The sequence below is a fragment of the Halomonas sp. SCS19 genome (assembly GCF_040147015.1).
Lineage (GTDB): Bacteria > Pseudomonadota > Gammaproteobacteria > Pseudomonadales > Halomonadaceae > Halomonas > Halomonas litopenaei.
On sequence record NZ_JAMSHN010000001.1, the window covers coordinates 1,314,741 to 1,334,429 of the forward strand.

The 19,689-nt window shown below is 67.0% G+C and carries 20 protein-coding genes; 15 read left to right on the forward strand and 5 right to left on the reverse strand.

Annotation, left to right across the window (positions count from 1 at the left end; all coding sequences use genetic code 11):
• Window positions 1-6 precede the first annotated feature (6 nt).
• The 10 genes from NFH97_RS05495 (at window position 7) to der (ending at window position 9,875) form a co-directional block, all read left to right on the forward strand.
• Complete coding sequence (locus NFH97_RS05495) at window positions 7-333, forward strand: HesB/IscA family protein (protein ID WP_045992748.1); 327 nt, start codon at window positions 7-9, stop codon at window positions 331-333.
• Between the two features lie 208 nt (window positions 334-541).
• Window positions 542-967, forward strand: a complete 426-nt coding sequence (ndk, locus tag NFH97_RS05500; protein ID WP_045992747.1) for a nucleoside-diphosphate kinase — start codon at window positions 542-544, stop codon at window positions 965-967.
• A gap of 100 nt (window positions 968-1,067) precedes the next feature.
• Window positions 1,068-2,195 (forward strand): dual-specificity RNA methyltransferase RlmN, encoded by a 1,128-nt coding sequence (gene rlmN / locus NFH97_RS05505; RefSeq protein WP_222515677.1) that lies wholly within the window; start codon window positions 1,068-1,070, stop codon window positions 2,193-2,195.
• A 120-nt stretch (window positions 2,196-2,315) separates the two neighbouring features.
• Complete coding sequence (gene pilW, locus NFH97_RS05510; RefSeq protein ID WP_349624534.1) at window positions 2,316-3,047, forward strand: type IV pilus biogenesis/stability protein PilW; 732 nt, start codon at window positions 2,316-2,318, stop codon at window positions 3,045-3,047.
• Between the two features lie 31 nt (window positions 3,048-3,078).
• A complete protein-coding gene (locus NFH97_RS05515; protein WP_222515679.1) occupies window positions 3,079-4,158 on the forward strand; it encodes a RodZ domain-containing protein in 1,080 nt (359 codons plus the stop codon).
• Between the two features lie 9 nt (window positions 4,159-4,167).
• The gene (ispG, locus tag NFH97_RS05520) at window positions 4,168-5,280 is read left to right on the forward strand and encodes a flavodoxin-dependent (E)-4-hydroxy-3-methylbut-2-enyl-diphosphate synthase (RefSeq protein ID WP_045992780.1); all 1,113 of its coding nucleotides are present in this window, start codon (window positions 4,168-4,170) and stop codon (window positions 5,278-5,280) included.
• A 60-nt stretch (window positions 5,281-5,340) separates the two neighbouring features.
• Window positions 5,341-6,624 (forward strand): histidine--tRNA ligase, encoded by a 1,284-nt coding sequence (gene hisS, locus NFH97_RS05525; RefSeq protein ID WP_261395062.1) that lies wholly within the window; start codon window positions 5,341-5,343, stop codon window positions 6,622-6,624.
• Between the two features lie 28 nt (window positions 6,625-6,652).
• Window positions 6,653-7,312 carry a YfgM family protein gene (locus NFH97_RS05530; protein WP_045992744.1) on the forward strand — a complete coding sequence of 220 codons (660 nt, stop codon included), beginning with the start codon at window positions 6,653-6,655 and terminating at the stop codon, window positions 7,310-7,312.
• Entirely contained in the window at window positions 7,309-8,475 is a 1,167-nt protein-coding gene (gene bamB, locus NFH97_RS05535) for an outer membrane protein assembly factor BamB (protein ID WP_349624535.1), read from the forward strand. The genes NFH97_RS05530 and bamB overlap by 4 nt, the downstream gene beginning before the upstream one ends.
• Complete coding sequence (der, locus tag NFH97_RS05540; RefSeq protein WP_045992742.1) at window positions 8,472-9,875, forward strand: ribosome biogenesis GTPase Der; 1,404 nt, start codon at window positions 8,472-8,474, stop codon at window positions 9,873-9,875. The genes bamB and der overlap by 4 nt, the downstream gene beginning before the upstream one ends.
• A 166-nt stretch (window positions 9,876-10,041) precedes the next feature.
• On the opposite strand, the gene NFH97_RS05545 is transcribed toward der, so the two are convergent.
• Window positions 10,042-10,917 (reverse strand): ATP-binding protein, encoded by an 876-nt coding sequence (locus NFH97_RS05545; protein ID WP_045992741.1) that lies wholly within the window; start codon window positions 10,915-10,917, stop codon window positions 10,042-10,044.
• A 180-nt stretch (window positions 10,918-11,097) separates the two neighbouring features.
• On the opposite strand from NFH97_RS05545, the gene NFH97_RS05550 reads away from it, so the two are divergent.
• Both NFH97_RS05550 and NFH97_RS05555 read left to right on the forward strand, forming a co-directional pair.
• Window positions 11,098-11,901 carry a M48 family metallopeptidase gene (locus tag NFH97_RS05550; protein WP_108131243.1) on the forward strand — a complete coding sequence of 268 codons (804 nt, stop codon included), beginning with the start codon at window positions 11,098-11,100 and terminating at the stop codon, window positions 11,899-11,901.
• Between the two features lie 169 nt (window positions 11,902-12,070).
• Window positions 12,071-12,343 (forward strand): hypothetical protein, encoded by a 273-nt coding sequence (locus tag NFH97_RS05555; protein WP_045992739.1) that lies wholly within the window; start codon window positions 12,071-12,073, stop codon window positions 12,341-12,343.
• 142 nt (window positions 12,344-12,485) lie between these two features.
• On the opposite strand, the gene aroE is transcribed toward NFH97_RS05555, so the two are convergent.
• From aroE to dprA, 4 genes are all read right to left on the reverse strand, one after another.
• Entirely contained in the window at window positions 12,486-13,307 is an 822-nt protein-coding gene (gene aroE / locus NFH97_RS05560; protein ID WP_349624536.1) for a shikimate dehydrogenase, read from the reverse strand.
• Between the two features lie 56 nt (window positions 13,308-13,363).
• Window positions 13,364-14,296, reverse strand: a complete 933-nt coding sequence (gene hemF, locus NFH97_RS05565; protein WP_108448514.1) for an oxygen-dependent coproporphyrinogen oxidase — start codon at window positions 14,294-14,296, stop codon at window positions 13,364-13,366.
• A 95-nt stretch (window positions 14,297-14,391) separates the two neighbouring features.
• Window positions 14,392-14,952 carry an L-threonylcarbamoyladenylate synthase type 1 TsaC gene (gene tsaC / locus NFH97_RS05570; protein WP_253029253.1) on the reverse strand — a complete coding sequence of 187 codons (561 nt, stop codon included), beginning with the start codon at window positions 14,950-14,952 and terminating at the stop codon, window positions 14,392-14,394.
• A 177-nt stretch (window positions 14,953-15,129) separates the two neighbouring features.
• Window positions 15,130-16,443 (reverse strand): DNA-processing protein DprA, encoded by a 1,314-nt coding sequence (gene dprA, locus NFH97_RS05575; protein ID WP_349624537.1) that lies wholly within the window; start codon window positions 16,441-16,443, stop codon window positions 15,130-15,132.
• Window positions 16,444-16,661: 218 nt separating this feature from the next.
• On the opposite strand from dprA, the gene def reads away from it, so the two are divergent.
• The 3 genes from def to rsmB all read left to right on the forward strand — a co-directional run bounded on the left by def (window position 16,662) and on the right by rsmB (window position 19,675).
• Window positions 16,662-17,174 (forward strand): peptide deformylase, encoded by a 513-nt coding sequence (gene def, locus NFH97_RS05580; RefSeq protein ID WP_349622184.1) that lies wholly within the window; start codon window positions 16,662-16,664, stop codon window positions 17,172-17,174.
• A 147-nt stretch (window positions 17,175-17,321) separates the two neighbouring features.
• Entirely contained in the window at window positions 17,322-18,299 is a 978-nt protein-coding gene (gene fmt / locus NFH97_RS05585; protein ID WP_349624538.1) for a methionyl-tRNA formyltransferase, read from the forward strand.
• A 71-nt stretch (window positions 18,300-18,370) separates the two neighbouring features.
• Window positions 18,371-19,675: a 16S rRNA (cytosine(967)-C(5))-methyltransferase RsmB gene (gene rsmB, locus NFH97_RS05590; RefSeq protein ID WP_213228278.1), complete on the forward strand. Its 1,305-nt coding sequence runs from the start codon at window positions 18,371-18,373 to the stop codon at window positions 19,673-19,675.
• The last annotated feature ends 14 nt before the right edge of the window (window positions 19,676-19,689 follow it).

The window sequence follows — 19,689 nt, forward strand, 5'->3', positions numbered from 1 at the left end:
AATGATATGGCACACCTGAAGATCACCCCCGCCGCGGCCGACCAGATCCGCCGCGTGCTCGACGAGCGAGGCCAGGGGCTTGGACTGCGGGTCTCGGTCAAGCCCAGCGGCTGCTCCGGCTACAGCTACGTCCTCGACTTCGCCGACGACGTCCAGGCCGACGATGCCCTGTTCGAGGAGCACGACGCTCGGGTCTATGTCGCCCCGGAAGCGCTCGAGATGCTCGACGGCAGCGAGGTCGACTACGTCAACGAGGGGCTGAACCGGTTCTTCCGTTTCAACAATCCCAACGTCAAGGACGAGTGCGGCTGCGGCGAGAGCTTTACCGTCTGAATTCGCCGTGATCGCGGCAGAACTCGCCGGCGCAGCGACGAACAATTGTGTTCAAGGCGCCACGAGGACGCTATAATCTGCGCTCTTCGGCGCAACACGCCGCATCGCTTCGTTTTCCCGCGTCGCGCCGCCCCGGTCCCCGGGGCGGCGCGACGCCATCTACCTGGCATCCATGCCCACTTCCTGGGCCCAACTACTGGAGAGTTTCATGGCTACAGAGCGCACTCTGTCCATCATCAAGCCCGACGCCGTCGCCAAGAATGTCATCGGCGAGATCATCACGCGCTTCGAGAAGGCCGAACTGAAGGTCGTCGCCGCCAAGATGGTTCACCTGTCCCAGGAGCAGGCCGAAGGCTTCTACGCCGAGCACAAGGAACGCCCCTTCTTCGGCGACCTGGTGTCCTTCATGACCTCTGGTCCGGTCGTGGTGCAGGTGCTGGAAGGTGACAACGCCATCGCCAAGAACCGCGAGCTGATGGGCGCCACCAACCCGAAGGAAGCCGACGCCGGCACCATCCGCGCCGACTTCGCCTCCTCCATCGACGCCAATGCCGTCCACGGCTCCGACTCCCCCGAGTCCGCCGAGCGCGAAGTGAGCTACTTCTTCGGCGCAGACGAGATCTGCCCGCGCTAAGGGCGTCGGGGTCCGACCCTCGTGATTGCGGCCCCATCGGTGAACGGATGCCCCTGGCATCCGTTCGCTCCTTTCTGCCCACCGACCCGCTGAACCTGCCATGAACACCACCGCTGCTCCCCAACGCGTCAACCTGCTCGGCATGACCCGAGAAGAGATGGAAGCCTTCTTCCTCTCCATCGGCGAGAAGAAGTTCCGTGCCGCCCAGGTGATGAAATGGATTCACCACGAAGGCGTCGACGATTTCGCCGCCATGACCAACCTGTCCAAGGCGCTGCGCGCACGCCTCGAGGAAACCGCCGAGGTACGCGGTCCCAAGGTCGTCTATGAAGGCGCCTCCAAGGACGGGACGCGCAAGTGGGTAGTGGAGGTCGAGGACGGCAGCTACGTCGAAACCGTGCTTATCCCCGCCGACAACGGCAAGCGCCGCACCCTGTGTGTGTCATCCCAGGTCGGCTGCTCGCTGGACTGCAGTTTCTGCTCCACCGGCAAGCAAGGCTTTCAGCGCAACCTCACCAGCGCCGAGATCATCGGCCAGGTATGGGTCGCCTCCAACAGTGGCGGCTCACGCAAGGACAGCGCCAATCGTCCGGTCACCAACGTGGTGATGATGGGCATGGGCGAACCCTTGATGAACTACGACAACGTCGTGCCGGCGATGAAGCTGATGCTCGACGATCAGGGTTACGGCCTGTCGAAACGCCGTGTCACCCTGTCCACCTCCGGGGTGGTACCGATGCTCGACCGCCTGGGCGACGAACTCGACGTCAGCCTGGCGATCTCGCTGCACGCCGCCAATGATGCGCTGCGCAGCGAACTGGTACCGCTCAACCGCAAGTACAACATCCGCTCACTGCTGGACGCCTGCCACCGTTACCTGGCCAAGTGCGACGACACCCGCCAGGTCACCATCGAATACACGGTGATCAAGGACGTCAACGACCAGCAGGAGCATGCCCGTGAACTGGCGGAACTGTTGAAGGAACTGCCCTGCAAGATCAACCTGATCCCCTTCAACCCCTTCCCCCATTCCGGCTACGAGAAGCCCTCCCGCAACCAGGTGATGCGCTTCCAGCGCTGGCTCTACGAACTGGGTCATACCGCGCCGATCCGTTCGACCCGGGGCGATGACATCGACGCTGCCTGCGGCCAGCTGGTAGGACGGGTCAAGGATCGTACGCGTCGTCACGAACGCTACATTCAGTCGATCCAGATCGACGCCGACTGACCCTGCCGTCTTGACTTCATTCCGGCATGGCGCTTTGATATTCGGGCCTTTTCCTGCCCACGGGCGGGTGTCGCCAGACGCCTTCCCGCCACGGCCAAGCAGCGGGAGTACGACAACGCCATGACGTGCCAGGCAGACAGCTCAAGCGCCGGCCTGCGCGGCCTGGTCATCGGACTGGCCATCGCGCTTCCCCTGACGCTTGCCGGCTGCGCCGTCGCCGTGCCCCAGTCCGACGAGTCCCCCGCCGTCGCCTATCGCAACCTCGGCGAAGCCTACCTGCACCAGGGCAACCTTCCCCGCGCCACGGCGGCACTCGATCGCGCCGTCTCGCTCGATCCCGATGACGCCGCCGCGCTGCAGGCCCTGGCACTGATTCACCAACGCCAGGGGGAAGCGGCGCTGGCGGACGAGTTCTTTCGACGCGCCCTCGATGAAGACCCGAACTTCACCCGGGCACGCAACAATTACGCCGCCTTCCTGTATGATCGGGGGCAAACCGGTGAGGCCTGCGAGCAGCTTGAACAGGCCAGTCACGATATACACTATGCCCACCGGGCCCAGCTGTTTGCCAACCTGGGACGCTGCCGGTGGGAACTCGGCGAGGTCGAGACGGCCAGGGCGGCGCTGGAGCGATCCCAACGCATCGACTCGAGCCTGCCCGCGAGCCACTTGACCCTCGCCGAACTGGAATACGCACAGGGCAACCTTATGCGCGCCCGATCACAGCTGGATCGCTTCGTGAGCCAGGCGGGATGGACCACCGCCGCCAGGCAGCTTGCCGCTAGCCTGGGAGACGCCGACACCGGCGCCCGGACATCGGCCGAACCCGACCAGCCTTCACGCGCGCTTTGATCACTGTTTACACGATGAAGGAAGCTCAGCCATGAGCGACAGTCAGTACACCGACTCCGAGGTCTCCTTGTCCAAAACGCCCTCCGGGGACGCCTCTCCCGGCGCCTTGCTGTGCCATGAACGAGAGAGCCAGGGGCTGACCCGCGAGGAAGTCGGGGCAGCCCTCAACCTCCGTCCCGCCGTGATCGAGGGGCTGGAGATCGACAACTACGATGAAGTGCCGGTGGTGACCTACCGACGCGGCTACCTGCGCAGCTACGCCCAGTTGCTCGGCGTCGATGTCGGCCGGGTGATGGCGCTGTACGAAGCGCGCATGGGCAACGAGGAAGTCGAGCGCAAGGTCACCCCGGTGTACATCAACAAGCCCCCCTCGCGCCTGGGCGCCTGGCTGTTTCGGCTGATGACCCTGGTGGTCATCGCCGGCCTGATCGGGCTGACCCTGATGTGGTGGCAGAGCCGTGGTGGCAGCGAGCCGCCCGAGGTCAGCGACAACGGCCCGGTCTCGGTGGACACCATCGACGGCAACGCCGCGGTCAGCGACGAGGGCACCGAGGGCGACGACAACCTGCCCCCGCTGCCCGCCGAGGACAGCGAGATGGGACTGGTCGATGGCGAGCAGGCCTCCGCCGACAGCGCTGCAGAAAGCGCCGGCGCCGAGCCTGGCGCCTCGACGCCGAGCACCGTGGCGGCCACCGAAGCGGCTGCCGCCGAAGCCAGCGAGCCCGCTGACGACAGCGCCAACGACAGCACCGACCAGGCTGCAAGCGTGAGTGCCGACGACGCCAGCGCCGAGCAGACAGCTAGCGCCGACGATGCACAGGGCACCGAGGATGAGGGCGCCGCCGAGGCCGCGCCGGCTGCCGACAGCCGTCGTATCCTCAAGCTGACCTTCAACGAGCAGTCCTGGACCGAGATCTTCGACAGCACCAATACCCGTGTCTTCGTCGGCCTGCAGTCACCGGGCACCGAAGCCACCGTGGAGGGCGAGCCGCCCTTCCGCATGACTGTCGGCAACGCCACCGGCGTGGAGTTGTTGTGGGGCGGAGAAACCGTCGACCTGCAACAGCGTGCCGGCAGAAACAATGTCGCCCGCTTTACCCTGGGAGAGTGATTGATCGCCATGCATTCGCACTCACCGATCAAAAGACGCCAGTCACGCCAGATTCATGTCGGTTCGGTACCGGTCGGGGGCGACGCTCCCATCTCGGTGCAGAGCATGACCAACACCGACACCCTGGACGTCGAGGCCACCCTTGGCCAGATTCGTGCCCTCGAACAGGCCGGCGCCGATATCGTGCGCGTCTCGGTGCCGACCATGGACGCCGCCGAGGCCTTCGGTCGCATCAAGCAGGGCACCCAGGTGCCGCTGGTGGCCGACATCCACTTCGACTACCGCATCGCCCTGCGCGTGGCTGAGCTCGGCGTCGACTGCCTGCGCATCAACCCCGGCAATATCGGCCGTGAAGACCGCGTCCAGGCGGTGGTCTCCGCCGCCCGTGACAACGGTATCCCGATCCGTATCGGCGTCAACGCCGGCTCGCTGGAGAAGGACCTGCAGAAGAAGTACGGGGAACCGACACCGGCGGCCCTGGTCGAATCGGCGATGCGCCATATCGATCACCTGGATCGCCTCGACTTTCCCGACTTCAAGGTCAGCGTCAAGGCCTCCGACGTGTTCATGGCGGTGGCCGCCTACCGTGACCTGGCCTCACGCATCGAGCAGCCGCTGCACCTGGGTATCACCGAGGCAGGCGGTCTGCGTTCGGGCACCGTCAAGTCCTCCATCGGCCTTGGCATGCTGCTGATGGACGGTATCGGCGACACCATCCGGGTATCGCTGGCAGCGGATCCGGTCGAAGAGGTCAAGGTCGGCTTTGACATGCTCAAGAGCCTGCGCCTGCGGGCCAAGGGTATCAACTTCATCGCCTGCCCAAGCTGTTCGCGTCAGAACTTCGACGTCATCAGCACCATGAACGCCCTCGAAGAGCGCCTCGAGGATGTGATGACGCCGCTGGACGTGGCCGTCATCGGCTGCGTGGTCAACGGCCCCGGCGAGGCCAAGGAAGCCGACCTGGGTCTGACCGGCGGCACCCCGGCCAACCTCGTCTACATCGACGGCAAGCCCGCCAGCAAACTGCGCAATGACCACCTGGTCGACGATCTCGAGGCGCTGATTCGCCAGAAGGTCGCCGAGAAGGAAGCGACAGAACGCGACGTCATCGCTCGCCTGTAACACTCTCGCCCGGCGAGGCCGGGCGAGGGCCGTGACTACGGCGAGACCAAGGAGCAAGTTTTGAGCAAGAAGATCCAGGCCATCCGTGGCATGAATGACCTGTTGCCCGACGCCTCGCCGGTGTGGCAGTACTTCGAGTCCCAGGTTCAGGCGCTGATGAAGCGCTACGGCTACAACGAGATCCGTACCCCTATCGTCGAGCAGACGGCCCTGTTCGCCCGCTCGATCGGCGAGGTCACCGACATCGTCGAGAAGGAGATGTACACCTTCGAGGACCGCAACGGCGACAGCCTGACCCTGCGCCCCGAGGGCACCGCCAGCGCGGTTCGCGCGGCGATGGAACATGGCCTTCTGTACAACCAGACCCAGCGGCTGTGGTACACCGGCCCGATGTTCCGCCACGAGCGCCCGCAGAAGGGCCGCTACCGTCAGTTCCATCAGGTCGGGGTCGAGACCTACGGCCTGGAAGGCCCGGACATCGACGCCGAAGTCATCCTGCTGTCGGCGCGCCTGTGGAAGCAGCTCGGCCTGTTTGATCACGTCACCCTGGAGCTCAATTCGCTGGGCTCCAATGAGGCGCGCGCGGCCTACCGCGACACCCTGGTGGCCTACTTCGAGCAGCACCGCGAGGTCCTCGACGAGGACTCGCTGCGCCGCCTGACCAGCAACCCGCTGCGTATCCTCGACTCGAAGAATCCGGCCATGGCCGAGATGCTGAGCCAGGCGCCCCAGCTGATGGATCACCTGGATCAGGAGTCCCGCGAGCACTTCGAGGCGCTGACCGCGCGCCTCGACGCCGCCGGCATCGACTACGTGATCAACCCGCGCCTGGTGCGCGGTCTCGACTACTACTGCCGCACCGTGTTCGAGTGGACCACCGACGCCCTCGGCAGCCAGGGCACCGTGTGCGCCGGCGGACGCTACGACGGCCTGGTCGAGCAGCTCGGCGGCAAGCCGACCCCGGCGGTGGGCTTCGCCATGGGCATCGAGCGTCTGATCCTGCTGCTCGAGACCCTGGACATCGTGCCGCAGGAGGCCCGCGCTCCGCTCGACGCCTACGTGCTGGGCATGGACGCCAGCACCGACGGCGACGCCATGGCCCTGGCCGAGCGCCTGCGCGATGAGCTGCCGGCCCTTGGCGTGCAATTGCACTGTGGCGGCGGCAGCTTCAAGAGCCGCATCAAGAAGGCCGATCGCAGCGGTGCCCGCCTCGCCCTGCTGATCGGCGAAAACGAACGTGAAAACGGCCAGGTGGCGATCAAGTTCCTGCGTGACGACCGCGAACAACGCGTGGTCGAGCAAGCGTCCTTGGCCACCACCCTGACGAGCCTGCTGTCCGAGTGACGGCACGACCATTAGAAGGAGACCGCCCGTGGCGGAGCTGAGAACCGAAGAAGAACAGCTTGAGGCGATCAAGCGCTGGTGGAAGGAAAACGGCACCTCGCTGCTCGCCGGTGCGGTACTGGCCGCCGCTGGCGTGTTCGGCTGGAACGCCTGGCAGGACTACCAGCAGGGGCAGGCCGTGGCCGCCTCCAGCAGCTACCAGCAGCTTCTTGACCTGGCCAGCCGCGACAGCCTCGACGACGGGGCCCTGGCCCAGGCCCAGGGGCTGGTCGACACCCTGCAGGAAGACCACGACGGCACCCTGTACAGCGAGCTTGCGCTGCTGCTCGAGGCCCGCCTGGAGGTCGACGCAGGCGATGTCGAGGGCGCCCGCGAGTCGCTGGAGACCCTCATCGAGGGCAGCGACGATGGTTACCTGACCGGCCTCGCCCGCCTGCGCCTGGCGCGCCTGCAGAGCGCCGAGGGCAACCACGAGACCGCCCTTGCCACCCTCGACGGTGACATCCCCGAGGCCCTGGCCGCCCAGCGCGACAACGTGCGCGGCGACATCTACCACGCCACCGGCCAGCACGACCAGGCCGCCGAGGCCTGGCAGAGCGCCCAGTCACTGGCCGAAGAAAGCGGTCAGCCGCTCTACGGTATCTCGCTCAAGCTCGACGACCTCGGTGATCAGGAGGCCACCCTATGAAGACCCCGTTTAACCGAACCCGGATCGCCCTGGCGACCGCCGTCACCCTGACCGCCCTGCTGACCGGCTGCGCCAGCAAGTCCGAGCCCCAGTATCCACCCAAGGAGCTCAAGGACTTCGCCGAGTCCACCCGGGTCGAAACCCGCTGGAGCGAAGGCGTGGGCGCAGGCCTGGGTGAGGCCACCTACCCCATCGAACCCGCCCTGGCCGGTTCCACCCTGTTCGCCGCCGACGAGGAAGGCCTGGTCGAGGCGTTCAACACCGCCAACGGCGACACCCAATGGGAAGCCGAACTGGAATCACCGATCTCCAGCGGTATCACCGCAGTGGACGGCGATCTGTTCCTGGCCACCCGCAACGGCGAGGTGGTCGCCCTCGACCAGCGCAATGGCCGGGTCAAGTGGCGTACCCGTGTGCCCAGCGAAGTGCTGGCCGCGCCCCAGCCGACCACCCAGCTGTTGATCGTGCAGGCGGTGGACGGCACCGTGACCGCCCTGGATCGCCTGTCCGGTGACCGCCAGTGGGTGTTCAGCGCCAATATGCCGTCGCTGACCCTGCGCAGCACCGGCACCCCCACCGCCATCGATCAGGTGACCTTCGCCGGCTTTGCCAATGGCCGTCTGTCGATCATCGACAACCGCTCGGGCCAGCAGATCTCCGAGCGCACCATCGCCGTGGCCACCGGCATGAATGACATCGACCGTCTGGTCGACCTGGCCGGCCAGCCGGTGCTGACTCCGGACGGCCGCCTGTTCGTGACCAGCTTCAATGGTCGCCTGGTGGCGCTCAACGCCCAGAGCGGCGAGACCCTGTGGTCGACGCCGTTGTCCAGCTACCACACCCCGGTGCTGGTGGGCGAGACGCTTTACGTGGTCGACGAGGCCAGCCGCCTGATCGCCTTCGACGCCAACAGCGGCAACGAGCTGTGGCGCCTGGAGGACCTCTACGGTCGCTCGGTGACCGCCCCGGCCTTCGCCGACGGCCGCATCGTGCTCGGCGACGCCGAAGGCTATGTGCACTTTATCGACGCCAGCAGCGGACGCCTGGTCGGCCGCACCCATATTGACGGCTCAGGCATCAGCGTGCGCCCTCTCACCGACGGCAAGCGCGTGTACGCCCTGGCCAATGACGGAAGCCTGGAGGCTCTGGACATCCGCCCATGACCCCCGTGATCGCACTGGTCGGCAGGCCCAATGTGGGCAAGTCGACCCTGTTCAACCGCCTGACCCGCTCTCGCGACGCCCTGGTGGCCGATTTCCCCGGCCTCACCCGGGATCGCAAGTACGGCAACGGTATGCTCGGCAACAAGGCCTACACCGTCATCGACACCGGCGGCATCAGCGGTGACGAAGAAGGCATCGACGCGGCCATGGCCGAACAGTCGCTGCAGGCCATCGACGAAGCCGACATCGTGCTGTTCCTGGTGGACGCGCGTGCCGGCCTCAATGTCGCCGACGAGGCCATCGCCAACCACCTGCGGGTCAACCAGAAGAAGACCTGGCTGGTGGTCAACAAGACCGACGGCCTCGAGGAACACTCGGCCATGGCCGACTTCTGGCAGCTCGGTCTCGGCGATCCCCGGCCCATCGCAGCGGCCCACGGCCGTAATGTCACCGCGCTGATCGACGAGGTGCTCTCGCCGTTCCCCGAGCGCGACATGGACATCCCCGCGGACACCGGCAGCAAGGGTATCCGCATCGGTGTCATCGGTCGTCCCAACGTGGGCAAGTCGACCCTGGTCAACCGCCTGCTGGGCGAAGACCGGGTGGTGGTATTCGATGAAGCCGGCACCACCCGCGACGCCATCGAGATCCCCTTCGAGCGTCGCGGCAAGCCCTACGTACTGGTCGATACCGCCGGCGTCCGGCGGCGCAAGAACGTCACCGAGGTGGCCGAGAAGTTCTCGATCATCAAGACCCTGGACGCGATCAAGGAGTGCCACGTCGCGATCATGGTGCTCGATGCCCGCACCGGCCTGGTGGAGCAGGATCTGCACCTGCTCGACTATGTGCTGACCTCTGGCCGCGCGCTGGTACTGGCGGTCAACAAGTGGGACGGCCTGGAAAGCGAGGCCAAGGACAAGATGCGCGCCGAGATCAAGCGCCGTCTGGGCTTCGCCGACTACGCCGAGCTGCACTTCATCTCGGCCTTGCACGGCACCGCCGTGGGCGACCTGTACCCGTCGCTGGAGCGCGCCTTCGCCTCCGCCAACAGCCACTGGTCGACCAACCGTCTGACCACGCTGCTGCAGGACGCCGTCGAGCAGCACCAGCCGCCGATGGTCCACGGCCGCCGGATCAAGCTGCGCATGGCCCACCAGGGCGGCAGCAATCCGCCGATCATCGTGGTCCACGGCAACCAGACCGACAAGCTGCCCGAAGCCTACAAGCGCTACCTGACCAACACCTTCCGCAAGGTGCTCAAGGTCCGAGGCACGCCGATGCGCTTCGAGTTCCGCTCCGGCAAGAACCCCTACGACCGCCTGGCCGAAGCCTCCGACAAGGAAAAGGCCAAGAAGCGCGAACTGGGGCGCACCAAGGAGGCGCGCAAGAGCCGCCGCTAAGCGTCACCGGCGTCATTCGCCGCTCTTTCGCCCCTGGTGTTGAACGACAACGAAACGCCCGGTCCCTCGCCAGAGGAACCGGGCGTTTTCGTGCACGCATGCCGCCGGATGTCGAGACCATGCCTCGCTCGCTGCTGAGCCTGGCCTGCAAGCCTGCGGCAGCGCCTCAGGCTTGCTCTGCCAGGCGACGAGCCCCTACCCAGTCCAGCGCAAACTGGTAGGCACAGCGGCCGCTGCGTCCGCCTCTCATGGTGGCGAAGCGGGTGGCCGCCACCGGCGCTTCGTCATCCCAGTCCTGCGGCTGGCCCAGGCGCTCGACCCAGTGGCGACAGGTATCGAGATAGGTCTCCCGGTTGAACGGATGAAACGCCAGCCACAACCCGAAGCGGTCGGACAGCGAGATCTTCTCCTCCACCGCATCGCCGTGGTGCAGCTCCTCGCCGTCCGGCGTCAGGTGGCTCTGCTGGTTGTCGCTCATATGCTCCGGCATCAGGTGGCGCCGGTTGGAGGTGGCGTAGATCAGCACGTTTTCCGGGGGGCCGGTCAGGGTGCCGTCGAGGACACTCTTGAGCGCCTTGTAGGCGTCGTCGGAGCCTTCGAAGGACAGATCATCGCAGTACACCACGAAGCGCGCCGGTTCGTGACGCAACTGCTCCACCAGCAGCGGCAGTCCGGCCAGGTCGTGGCGGTCCACCTGGATCAGCCGCAGGCCTTCATCAGCCAGGGTGTTGAGCAGCGCGCGCACCATCGACGACTTGCCGCTGCCACGAGAGCCCCACAGCAGCGCGTGATTGGCCGGCAGACCGCGCAGAAAGGCCCGCGTATTGGCCAGCAGCTCACGCTTCTGGCGCTCCACCCCGACCAGATCGTCCAGGCTCAGGGCATCCCGAGGCGGCACCGGCACCAGTTGCCCGCCGAGGGCGTGGCGCTGCCACAGCGCAGCGACGTCACGACGCCAGTCCACCGCAGGGCGGGGCTCGGGCAGCCAGGGTTCGACGCGATCGAGAAGGGCCAGCAGGCGCTGGGCGAGTTGAGTGTCCATCGGGGCAGGTGTCCTTGTAACGAATGATGGCCGCCGGTCAGGGTCTGTCGCTGGATAGCGACCGGCCGTGCACTACCTTTGCTGTTGACCCTTCCAGCAGTCCGGGTATCTTGAGGCCAGTTGCCACCGATTCTACACGCTCGGGCTCGACCCCGGCGGATCATGACAAGGAGACCCCCCATGCGCTGGATGAAGGCCGTGGGCGCCTGCGCCCTGATGGTTACCGTTGCTGCCTGTTCCACCTCACCCACTGGTCGCTCCCAGATGCTGTTGCTAGACGAACAGCAGCTCAGCCAGATGGGGGCCCAGGCCTTCGACCAGTACCAGCAGGAGCTGCCCACCGTGAGCGGGCGCCAGCTCGAGTACGTGCAGTGCGTGACCCGCAACGTGGTCCAGGCGCTGCCGGAAGACCAGCGCAATCAGAACTGGCAGGTCAAGGTGTTCGAGTCCGAGGACGCCAACGCCTTTGCCCTGCCGGGCGGCTACGTGGGGGTCAACACCGGCCTGCTCGACGTCGCCACCAACCAGGACCAGCTGGCCACCGTCATCGGCCACGAGATCGGCCACGTGCTGGCCCACCACGCCAACGAGCGCGCCTCCACCGAAAGCGCGACCCAGCTTGGCATGTCGGTGGTCGGTACGGCCCTCGGCTCCCAGGGGGTCACCGGCAGCGACCAGCTGATGGCGGCCATGGGCATGGGCGCCCAGTACGGCATCCTGCTGCCGTTCTCGCGCAGTCACGAGAGCGAGGCCGACACCATCGGCCTGCAGCTGATGGCCGACGCCGGCTTCGATCCCCGCGCCAGCGTCCAGCTGTGGCAGAACATGAGCGCCGCCGGCGGCGGGCAGCCGCCGGAGTGGATGTCCACCCACCCGGCACACGGCAACCGTATCGCCGGGCTCGAGGCGGGCATGAACGACGCCATGGCCCGCTACGAGCAAGCCCAGGCACGTGGCCTGACGCCCAGCTGCAAGGCGCCCTGAACCAGAACAGCCCAGGCCCGTGGCCTGACGCCCAGCTGCAAGGCGCCCTGAATCAGAACAGCCCAGGCCCTGCAGCCCGTCCCCAGGCTGCTGACAAGGGGGCATCTATCGCCGAGGCCTCTATTCCTGGAGGCCTCGGCTCCCGTCACTTCCACGCTTCGTTGGTGCCATGAAACTCACCTCCACCAGGCTCGGCCTGATCCTGCTCGTCGTGCCCATTGTGGTGCTGTTGACCCTGTTCTTTGTGGAACTCGGCGATATCCGCCAGTGCGAACTGGTCGACCAGGGCCACTGGAACTACCTGGCCGGCCACTGTGGCGACACGCCGTCGCCCTTCGTTCCCTGGATCGTCCGCAGCCCCTGGCTGGTCAACGGCGGCCTGCTGGTGTCGGTGGTCGGGCTGGGGCTGTGCATGCTGGGGCTCTACCGTCGACGCGGCTGAATCGTGGCGCGCGGCTGGTGACTGACGACCAGGGGCTGACGGCTCCTGACCGACGACATCGACGCCCAACGACAACGGCGCCCCATGGCAGTGAGCCAGAGGCGCCGTTGTCGTTGCTGCGGATGTGTCCGCGAAAGCGGCTTCAGCCGGCGTCGAGCTCTGCTCGCAGCTTTCGATGCAGTGGGCCGGTGTCCGGCGTGACGCCACGCCAGCGTTCAAAGGCCGCCGCCGCCTGTTCCACCAGCATGCCGAGACCATCGCTGGTGCTCGCCCCTCGCTCGGCCGACCAGGCCAGAAACACCGTCGGCTCGGCGCCGTACATCATGTCGTAGGCGACAGCCCCCTCGTTGAAGAGATCCTCCGGCAGCGGCGGCAGGTCCCCGGCAAGGCTTGCGCTGGTGCCGTTGATGACCAGGTCATAGCGCTCGTCGACGGCGTCGTAGCCGCCGCCCATCACGGGGCCCAGGTCGGCGAAATCCCGCGCCAGCGCCTCGGCCTTGGCGGCGGTGCGGTTGGCCAGCCGCAGCGAGGCGGGACGTCGCGACAGCAACGTTTCCAGCGCGCCGCGCACCGCGCCTCCGGCACCCAGCACCAGGATACGTGCACCCTCAAGCCTTACCTGCTGGCGCTCCAGGTCCGCCACCAGGCCAATACCATCGGTATTGTGACCCTCGACGCTGCCATCGGCCTTGAGCGTCAGGGTGTTGACCGCCCCGGCCCGCTGCGCCTGTTCGCTCAGGCTGTCGCACAGCCGGTAGGCGTCTTCCTTGAACGGCACCGTCACATTGGCGCCGCGCCCGCCTTCGGCAACAAAGGCGCGCCAGGCTCCGCCGAAGTCCTCCAGTGGCGCCTCGATGGCGGTGTATTCCAGCGATTCACCGGTCTGCTCGGCAAAGGTGCTGTGGATCACCGGCGATTTCGAATGCCCCACCGGATTGCCGAACACACAGTAACGATCGTTCATCGGACGGTTAACCTCGCTCTTGACGTTGTCGTATGCCGCATTGTGACCGCTGACGGTCATCGCGCTTGGCTCGAGGCCTCTTCACCAAGCCAGTCCCGGGGCACCAGATAGGCATCCAGCGCCGCCTCGGGAGAGCCGGGCTGCGGCTGGTAGTCGTACTGCCAGCGCGCCAGCGGCGGCATCGACATCAGGATGGACTCGGTGCGACCGCCGCTCTGCAGGCCAAACAGGGTGCCACGGTCCCAGACCAGGTTGAATTCCACGTAGCGACCTCGCCGATACAGCTGGAATTCACGTTCGCGCTCGCCCCAGGAGGTATCGCGACGACGTTCCACGATGGGCAGATAGGCGTTCAGGAAGCCATCCCCTACCGCGCGCTGAAACGCGAAGCAGCGGTCGAAGCCCCCCTCGTTGAGGTCATCGAAGAACAGACCGCCGACACCACGGGTCTCGCCTCGGTGCTTGAGGAAAAAGTAGTCGTCGCACCAGCGCTTGTAGCGGTCGTAGACGTCGTCACCGAACGGCTGGCACAGCTCATGGGCCACCCGGTGCCAGTGACAGGCGTCTTCAAACTGGGGGTAGTAGGGCGTCAGATCGAAGCCGCCGCCGAACCACCATACCGGCGCCTCGCCCTCGGCACTGGCGATGAAGAAGCGCACATTGCCGTGGCTGGTGGGTACGTGGGGATTACGCGGATGCAGCACCCAGGACACCCCCACCGCCTGAAAGCCGCGCCCGGCGAGTTCCGGTCGTGCTGCGGTGGCCGCCGGGGGCAGGGTCGCGCCGTGGACGTGGGAGAAATTGACCCCGCCCTTTTCGAACAGCGCGCCTTCCTCGATGACCCGGGAACGGCCGCCGCCGCCTTCCTCACGCACCCAGTCGTCTTCATGGAAGCGCCCTTCGCCGTCGGCCTCGGCCAGGGCCTCGCACAGGCGATCCTGCAATTCCAGCAGGTAGCGTTTGACCTCTTCGAGATTGGGCTCGGACACGTCTGCTCCTGTTGTTAAGTAAAAAGCGATGAGTAAAAACGATGAACAAAAGCGATGCGTAAAAAGGTGCGCCCAGGGCCGGGCCGAGAGCCATGTCAGTGGCGCAGGGTCTCGCGGCTTAGCAGGTCACGGATGGTGCTGGGGCGAGGATTGCCGCCCAGCTCTCCCGGCACGACCGCGTCCAGCTCGTTGCCGAAGATTCGCCGAATGTCCGCTTCACTCATGGCCGGCGCTTCTCCTGCCCGGTTGGCCGAGGTGGACACCAGCGGCCCGCCGAAGGCACGACACAGCGCCTGTACACCGGGATGATCGCTGACCCTCAGCGCCACCTTGTCGTGGCAGCCTCGTACCAGCGACGGGGTGCGACCATTGTCCGGCACCAGCCAGGTGTTGGGGCCCGGCCAGCTGGCGACAAGAGGCGCATGAAGGTCGGCCGGCAATCCTTCGAGCCAGGGAGCAAACTGCTCGATGGTGGCGGCGATCAGGATCACCCCCTTGGCCGGGTCACGGCGCTTCAGGCGCAACAGCCGGGTCAGCGCCTCTTCGTTGTCGGGATCGCAGCCCAGGCCCCAGACGGCCTCGGTGGGATAGGCAATGACACCGCCACGACGCAGGGCGTCGACGACGGGCACGAGGGAGGAATCGGAATCACTCATGGGGTCGTTATCTGAATCGGTACCGAATCGAAAGATCAGGGTAGGGAGTATCGTTGCGCCATGCTAGCACGGCGTCGGGACTTGCGTCGCACGCCGCTGTCGCCGCCGACGTAGGCGATCCGCCCGTTCCCCCACGGCCATGGGCACCCTGTTCGGCCGGGCCTCGTCATCGGGCGGCTAGCCCTTGCCCCCATCCAGGCGCACCCAGCCGCCGGCCACCAACCCGGCCTGTCCTGCGATCTCGAGCAGCGTCAGTTCACGCTGGCAGGCGGCCACATCGCATCCCGCCAGCCCCATCAGATCGTCCACCGCCAACGGGGTGGCGCTCAGCAGATCGAGCAGCTTGCGACCCGGGGAAGGCGCGGGCCTTGCCGTGGAGCGCTCGGAGGCGCTGTCTAGAGGACTATCGACAGGATTATCGACAGAGCTATCTACAGGACCATCTACATGGCGAACTACACGACCATCGGCGGCACCAGCCGCAATGCACTGCGGGGTCGCGCGTCGCGGCCCCCAGCACGCCAGTTCCTCGAACAGGTCGTCGGGGTGTCTGACCAGGGCGGCGCCCTCGCGGATCAGCCGCAGGCAGCCCCGGGCCTGGGGCGAGTGGATGGAGCCGGGTAGCGCCAATACCTCGCGGCCCTGCTCGCCGGCCAGGCGGGCACTGACCAGCGAGCCGCTGTGTTCGGCGGCCTCCACCACCAGCACACCGCAGGACAGCCCGGTGACGATGCGGTTGCGTCGGGGAAAATCCCCCGAGCGAGGCCGCGTGCCGGGAGGAGACTCCGCCAGCAGCAGACCACCGTCGTCGCGAAGGCGCCGATACAGGGCGCCGTGCTGGCCGGGATAGACCACGTCGACGCCGCCGGCCAGCACCGCGATACTGCGCCCCCCAAGATCCAGCGCCGCCGCCTGGGCGGCACCGTCGATGCCGAGCGCCATGCCGCTGACCAGACACCAGCCGGCCTCCGCCAGCGCCACCGCAAAACTGCGCGCATTGACCAAGCCTTCGCGGGTGGGCCGCCGCGACCCCACCAGGGCAAGCCTCGGCGGTACCAGGGCATCGAGATCGCCAAGCGCCCACAGCAGCACCGGCGGGTCCGGGATCTGGTCGAGCAGGGCCGGCCAGCGCGGATGATCGGGATGCAGCAGGTGGCGCGCCTCGGCCCGCTCATGGAGGCGGCCTCCATTGGCAGCGCTGCGCTCTTTGCTGCCGTCTTGGGCGGCTTGTGAGCCTTGGCTGGCTTGGCTGGCGTGAAGCTCCCCGGCTTCGCCGGCCAGCCACGCCTCGGCCTGCTCGATCAACGCCGTCAGCGGGCTGCGCCTGGGATGATCCAGCCACAAGCGCAGTTCCGCCGCGGCCCCGGGTGGCAGCCGGGCCAGCCAGCCACCGGGCCAGTCAGGGTTTAACTGGCGCAGGCGAGCCAACCGTCGTGGGCCCACCTGAGGCAGTGCGTTCAACGCCATCCAGCGTGCGAAGCCAAGTTCCATGACAGAGCCCTCCCTGGCCGAGTGCCGGCAGTATAGGCAGGCAGGCGCGACACGCCTTGGCGGTCTTCGCCGTCTCGGCTCCAGGCGGTGCGCGACGGCGATTCTGGCATGTTATAGTAGCGACCTATCACGCTCATTGGCGCCAACGACTAGGGTCACCCCCGGCGTCGTCCTAGAATGGGCAACACGAACCGAACGAATAACGGTGGTACCACAGCATGGCCAGACTCCCTATTCTCGAGTTTCCCGACGAGCGGCTGCGCAACAAGGCAGTGCCCGTCGAAAACGTCGATGACGAGGTCCGCCAGCTGGTCGATGACATGCTGGAGACCATGTACGCCGCACCGGGTATCGGCCTCGCCGCCACCCAGGTGGACGTGCATCGCCGAGTCATCGTGATCGACGTCAGCGAAGATCAGTCCACCCCGTTGGTGCTGATCAACCCCGAGGTCACCCCGCTGGGGGACGAACGGGAACCGATGCAGGAAGGCTGCCTGTCGATCCCCGAGTACTACGCCGAGGTGCCGCGCGCGCTGCGGGTACACCTGAAGGCTCAGGGACGCGACGGCGAGCCCTACGAGCTCGAAGCCGACGGACTGCTGGCCCACTGCATCCAGCATGAGCTCGACCACCTAGAGGGCGTGCTGTTCGTCGACTACCTGTCACCGCTCAAGCGTGACCGGGTGATGAAGAAGATGCAGAAGCGCCATCGCCAGATGCAGGGCGCCTGAGCCGCTGCGCAGCCCTCAGGCCGCCGCCATCTCGGCCCCGCAACCGCCTACGACGAAGACCGACAACGTGAATCACGTTGTCGGTCTTCGTCGTTTCGCCCGTCTCCGTTACTATTGTCCCCGCATTCTTCGGCCAAGGCCCTGAACATGACCCGATCGCTGCGCGTGATCTTCGCTGGCACGCCCGACTTCGCCGCCGAGAGTCTCTCGGCGCTGCTGGCCAGTCACCACCAGGTGATTGCCGTCTATACCCAACCCGATCGCCCCGCCGGGCGCGGCCGCAAGCTGACGCCAAGCCCGGTCAAGTCGCTGGCGCTGGAGCACGGCCTGCCGGTGTACCAGCCCGAGCGGCTCAGGGACGAAGCCGAACAGCGCGCCCTGGCGGCGCTGGACGCCGACGTCATGGTGGTGGTGGCCTACGGCCTGATCCTGCCGCTGCCGGTGCTCGAGGCACCGCGTTTGGGCTGCCTCAACGTCCACGCCTCGCTGCTGCCGCGCTGGCGCGGTGCGGCGCCGATTCAGCGGGCGATCGAGGCCGGCGATGACGAGAGCGGCGTCACCATCATGCAGATGGACGAGGGACTCGATACCGGCGACATGCTGATCATCCGGCGCACCGAGATCCTGCCCACCACCACCGGCGGCGAACTGCACGATCGCCTGGCCGAGATCGGTGGCAAGGCCATGGTCGAGGCCCTCGACCGACTCGCCGACGGTGAGCTTGCCGCCACGCCGCAGCCCGAACAGGGCGTCACCTACGCCTCCAAGCTCAGCAAGGCCGAGGCCGAGCTGGACTTCGCCCAGCCCGCCGCGACCCTGGCCGCCCGGGTGCGCGCCTTCAATCCCTGGCCGGTGACCTGGTGCGCGCTGGGCGATGAGCGTCTACGTATCCACCTGGCCGAGCCGGCCGATGGCGGCGCACCAGAGTCGCCCGGCACCATCACCAGCGCCGACACCGAGCTGCTGGTGGCCTGTGGCGCCGAGGGCCGCGAGCGCCTTCGCATCACCCGGGCCCAGCTGCCCGGCGGCAAGGCGCTGGCGGTATCCGAGCTGTTGCGCGCCAGGGCCGAACGCTTTCCCCAGGGCACGCTGCTGGGACGTCCTTTCCCGGAGACCTCCGCATGAGCGATTCTCAACCCCCACGCGATCGCAAGCCACCCCACCATGGCCGTCGTCACGCCAACGCCCGACGCGACATGGGTGACTGTGTCCGCGCCGCCGCAGCCAAGGCGCTGGTGCCGGTGATCACCGGCAAGGGCTCGCTGGCCACCCTGGACGACCATCAGGTGGTGGCCCGCGACCGTGCCCTGTTCAAGGCCATGTGCTTCGGCGTCTGCCGCACCCTGCCACGGCTCGAGGCACTGGCCGCCCAGCTGCTCGAGAAACCGTTCAAGAGTCGCGATGCCGACATCCAGGCGCTGCTGCTGCTGGGCGCCTATCAACTCCTGTACCTGCGCATCCCGGCCCACGCGGCGGTAGGCGAGACCGCCGGTGCCGCGCGATTGCTCGGCAAGGCCTGGGCCACCCGGGTACTCAACGGCTGTCTGCGCCGGCTGCAGCGCGAGTCGTCGACGCTGGAAGCCGAAGTCGACCGTGACCCGGCGGTGGCGCTGTTGCACCCGCGCTGGTGGCTCAAGTCGCTGCGCCAGGCCTGGCCCGATGACTGGCAGGCGATCTGCGAGGCCAACAACCAGCCCGGACCAATGACCCTGAGGGTCAATCGTCGCCACAACGACCGCGAGCAGTATCTGGATATCCTCGACGGCGCCGGCATCTCCGCCAGGCTCTGCGCCCACGCCCCGGACGGGCTGGTGCTGGAGACCGCCCGCGACGTGGACGCCCTGCCCGGCTTCGCCCAGGGCCACGTCAGCGTCCAGGACGAGGCCGCCCAACTGGCTGCGGTGCTGCTTGGCCCGGTGGTGGCACCGCGGCCGGGTGCACGGGTGCTCGACGCCTGCTGCGCCCCTGGTGGCAAGACCGCTCACCTGCTCGAGCTGTTCGACGTCGACCTGCACGCCATCGACTCCGATGCCGCGCGCCTGGCACGGGTGGAAGACACCCTGACTCGTCTGGGCCTGTCGGCGACCCTGGCCCAGGGCGACGCCACCGAGCGTGACTGGTGGGACGGTACCCCGTTCGACGCCATCCTGCTCGACGCCCCCTGCTCCGGCAGTGGCGTCATCCGCCGTCATCCCGACATCAAGCGCCTGCGTCGGCCCAGCGACATTGCCCAGCTGGCCCAGCTGCAGCGCGCGTTGCTCGACAATCTGTGGCCGCTGCTCAAGCCCGGCGGCACCTTGCTCTACGCCACCTGCTCGGTGCTGCCGGAAGAGAATCGCGACCAGATCCGCGACTTTCTCGCGCGCACCCCGGACGCCAGCGAGCAGATGCCCGACGGCATCGCCTGGGGCCAGGTTTCCGGGGCCGGACGCCAACTGTTACCGAAGGTCGACAGCCATGACGGCTTCTTCTATGCCAGACTGGTGAAGGCGGGCCGCTAGTCCGACCAGGACGT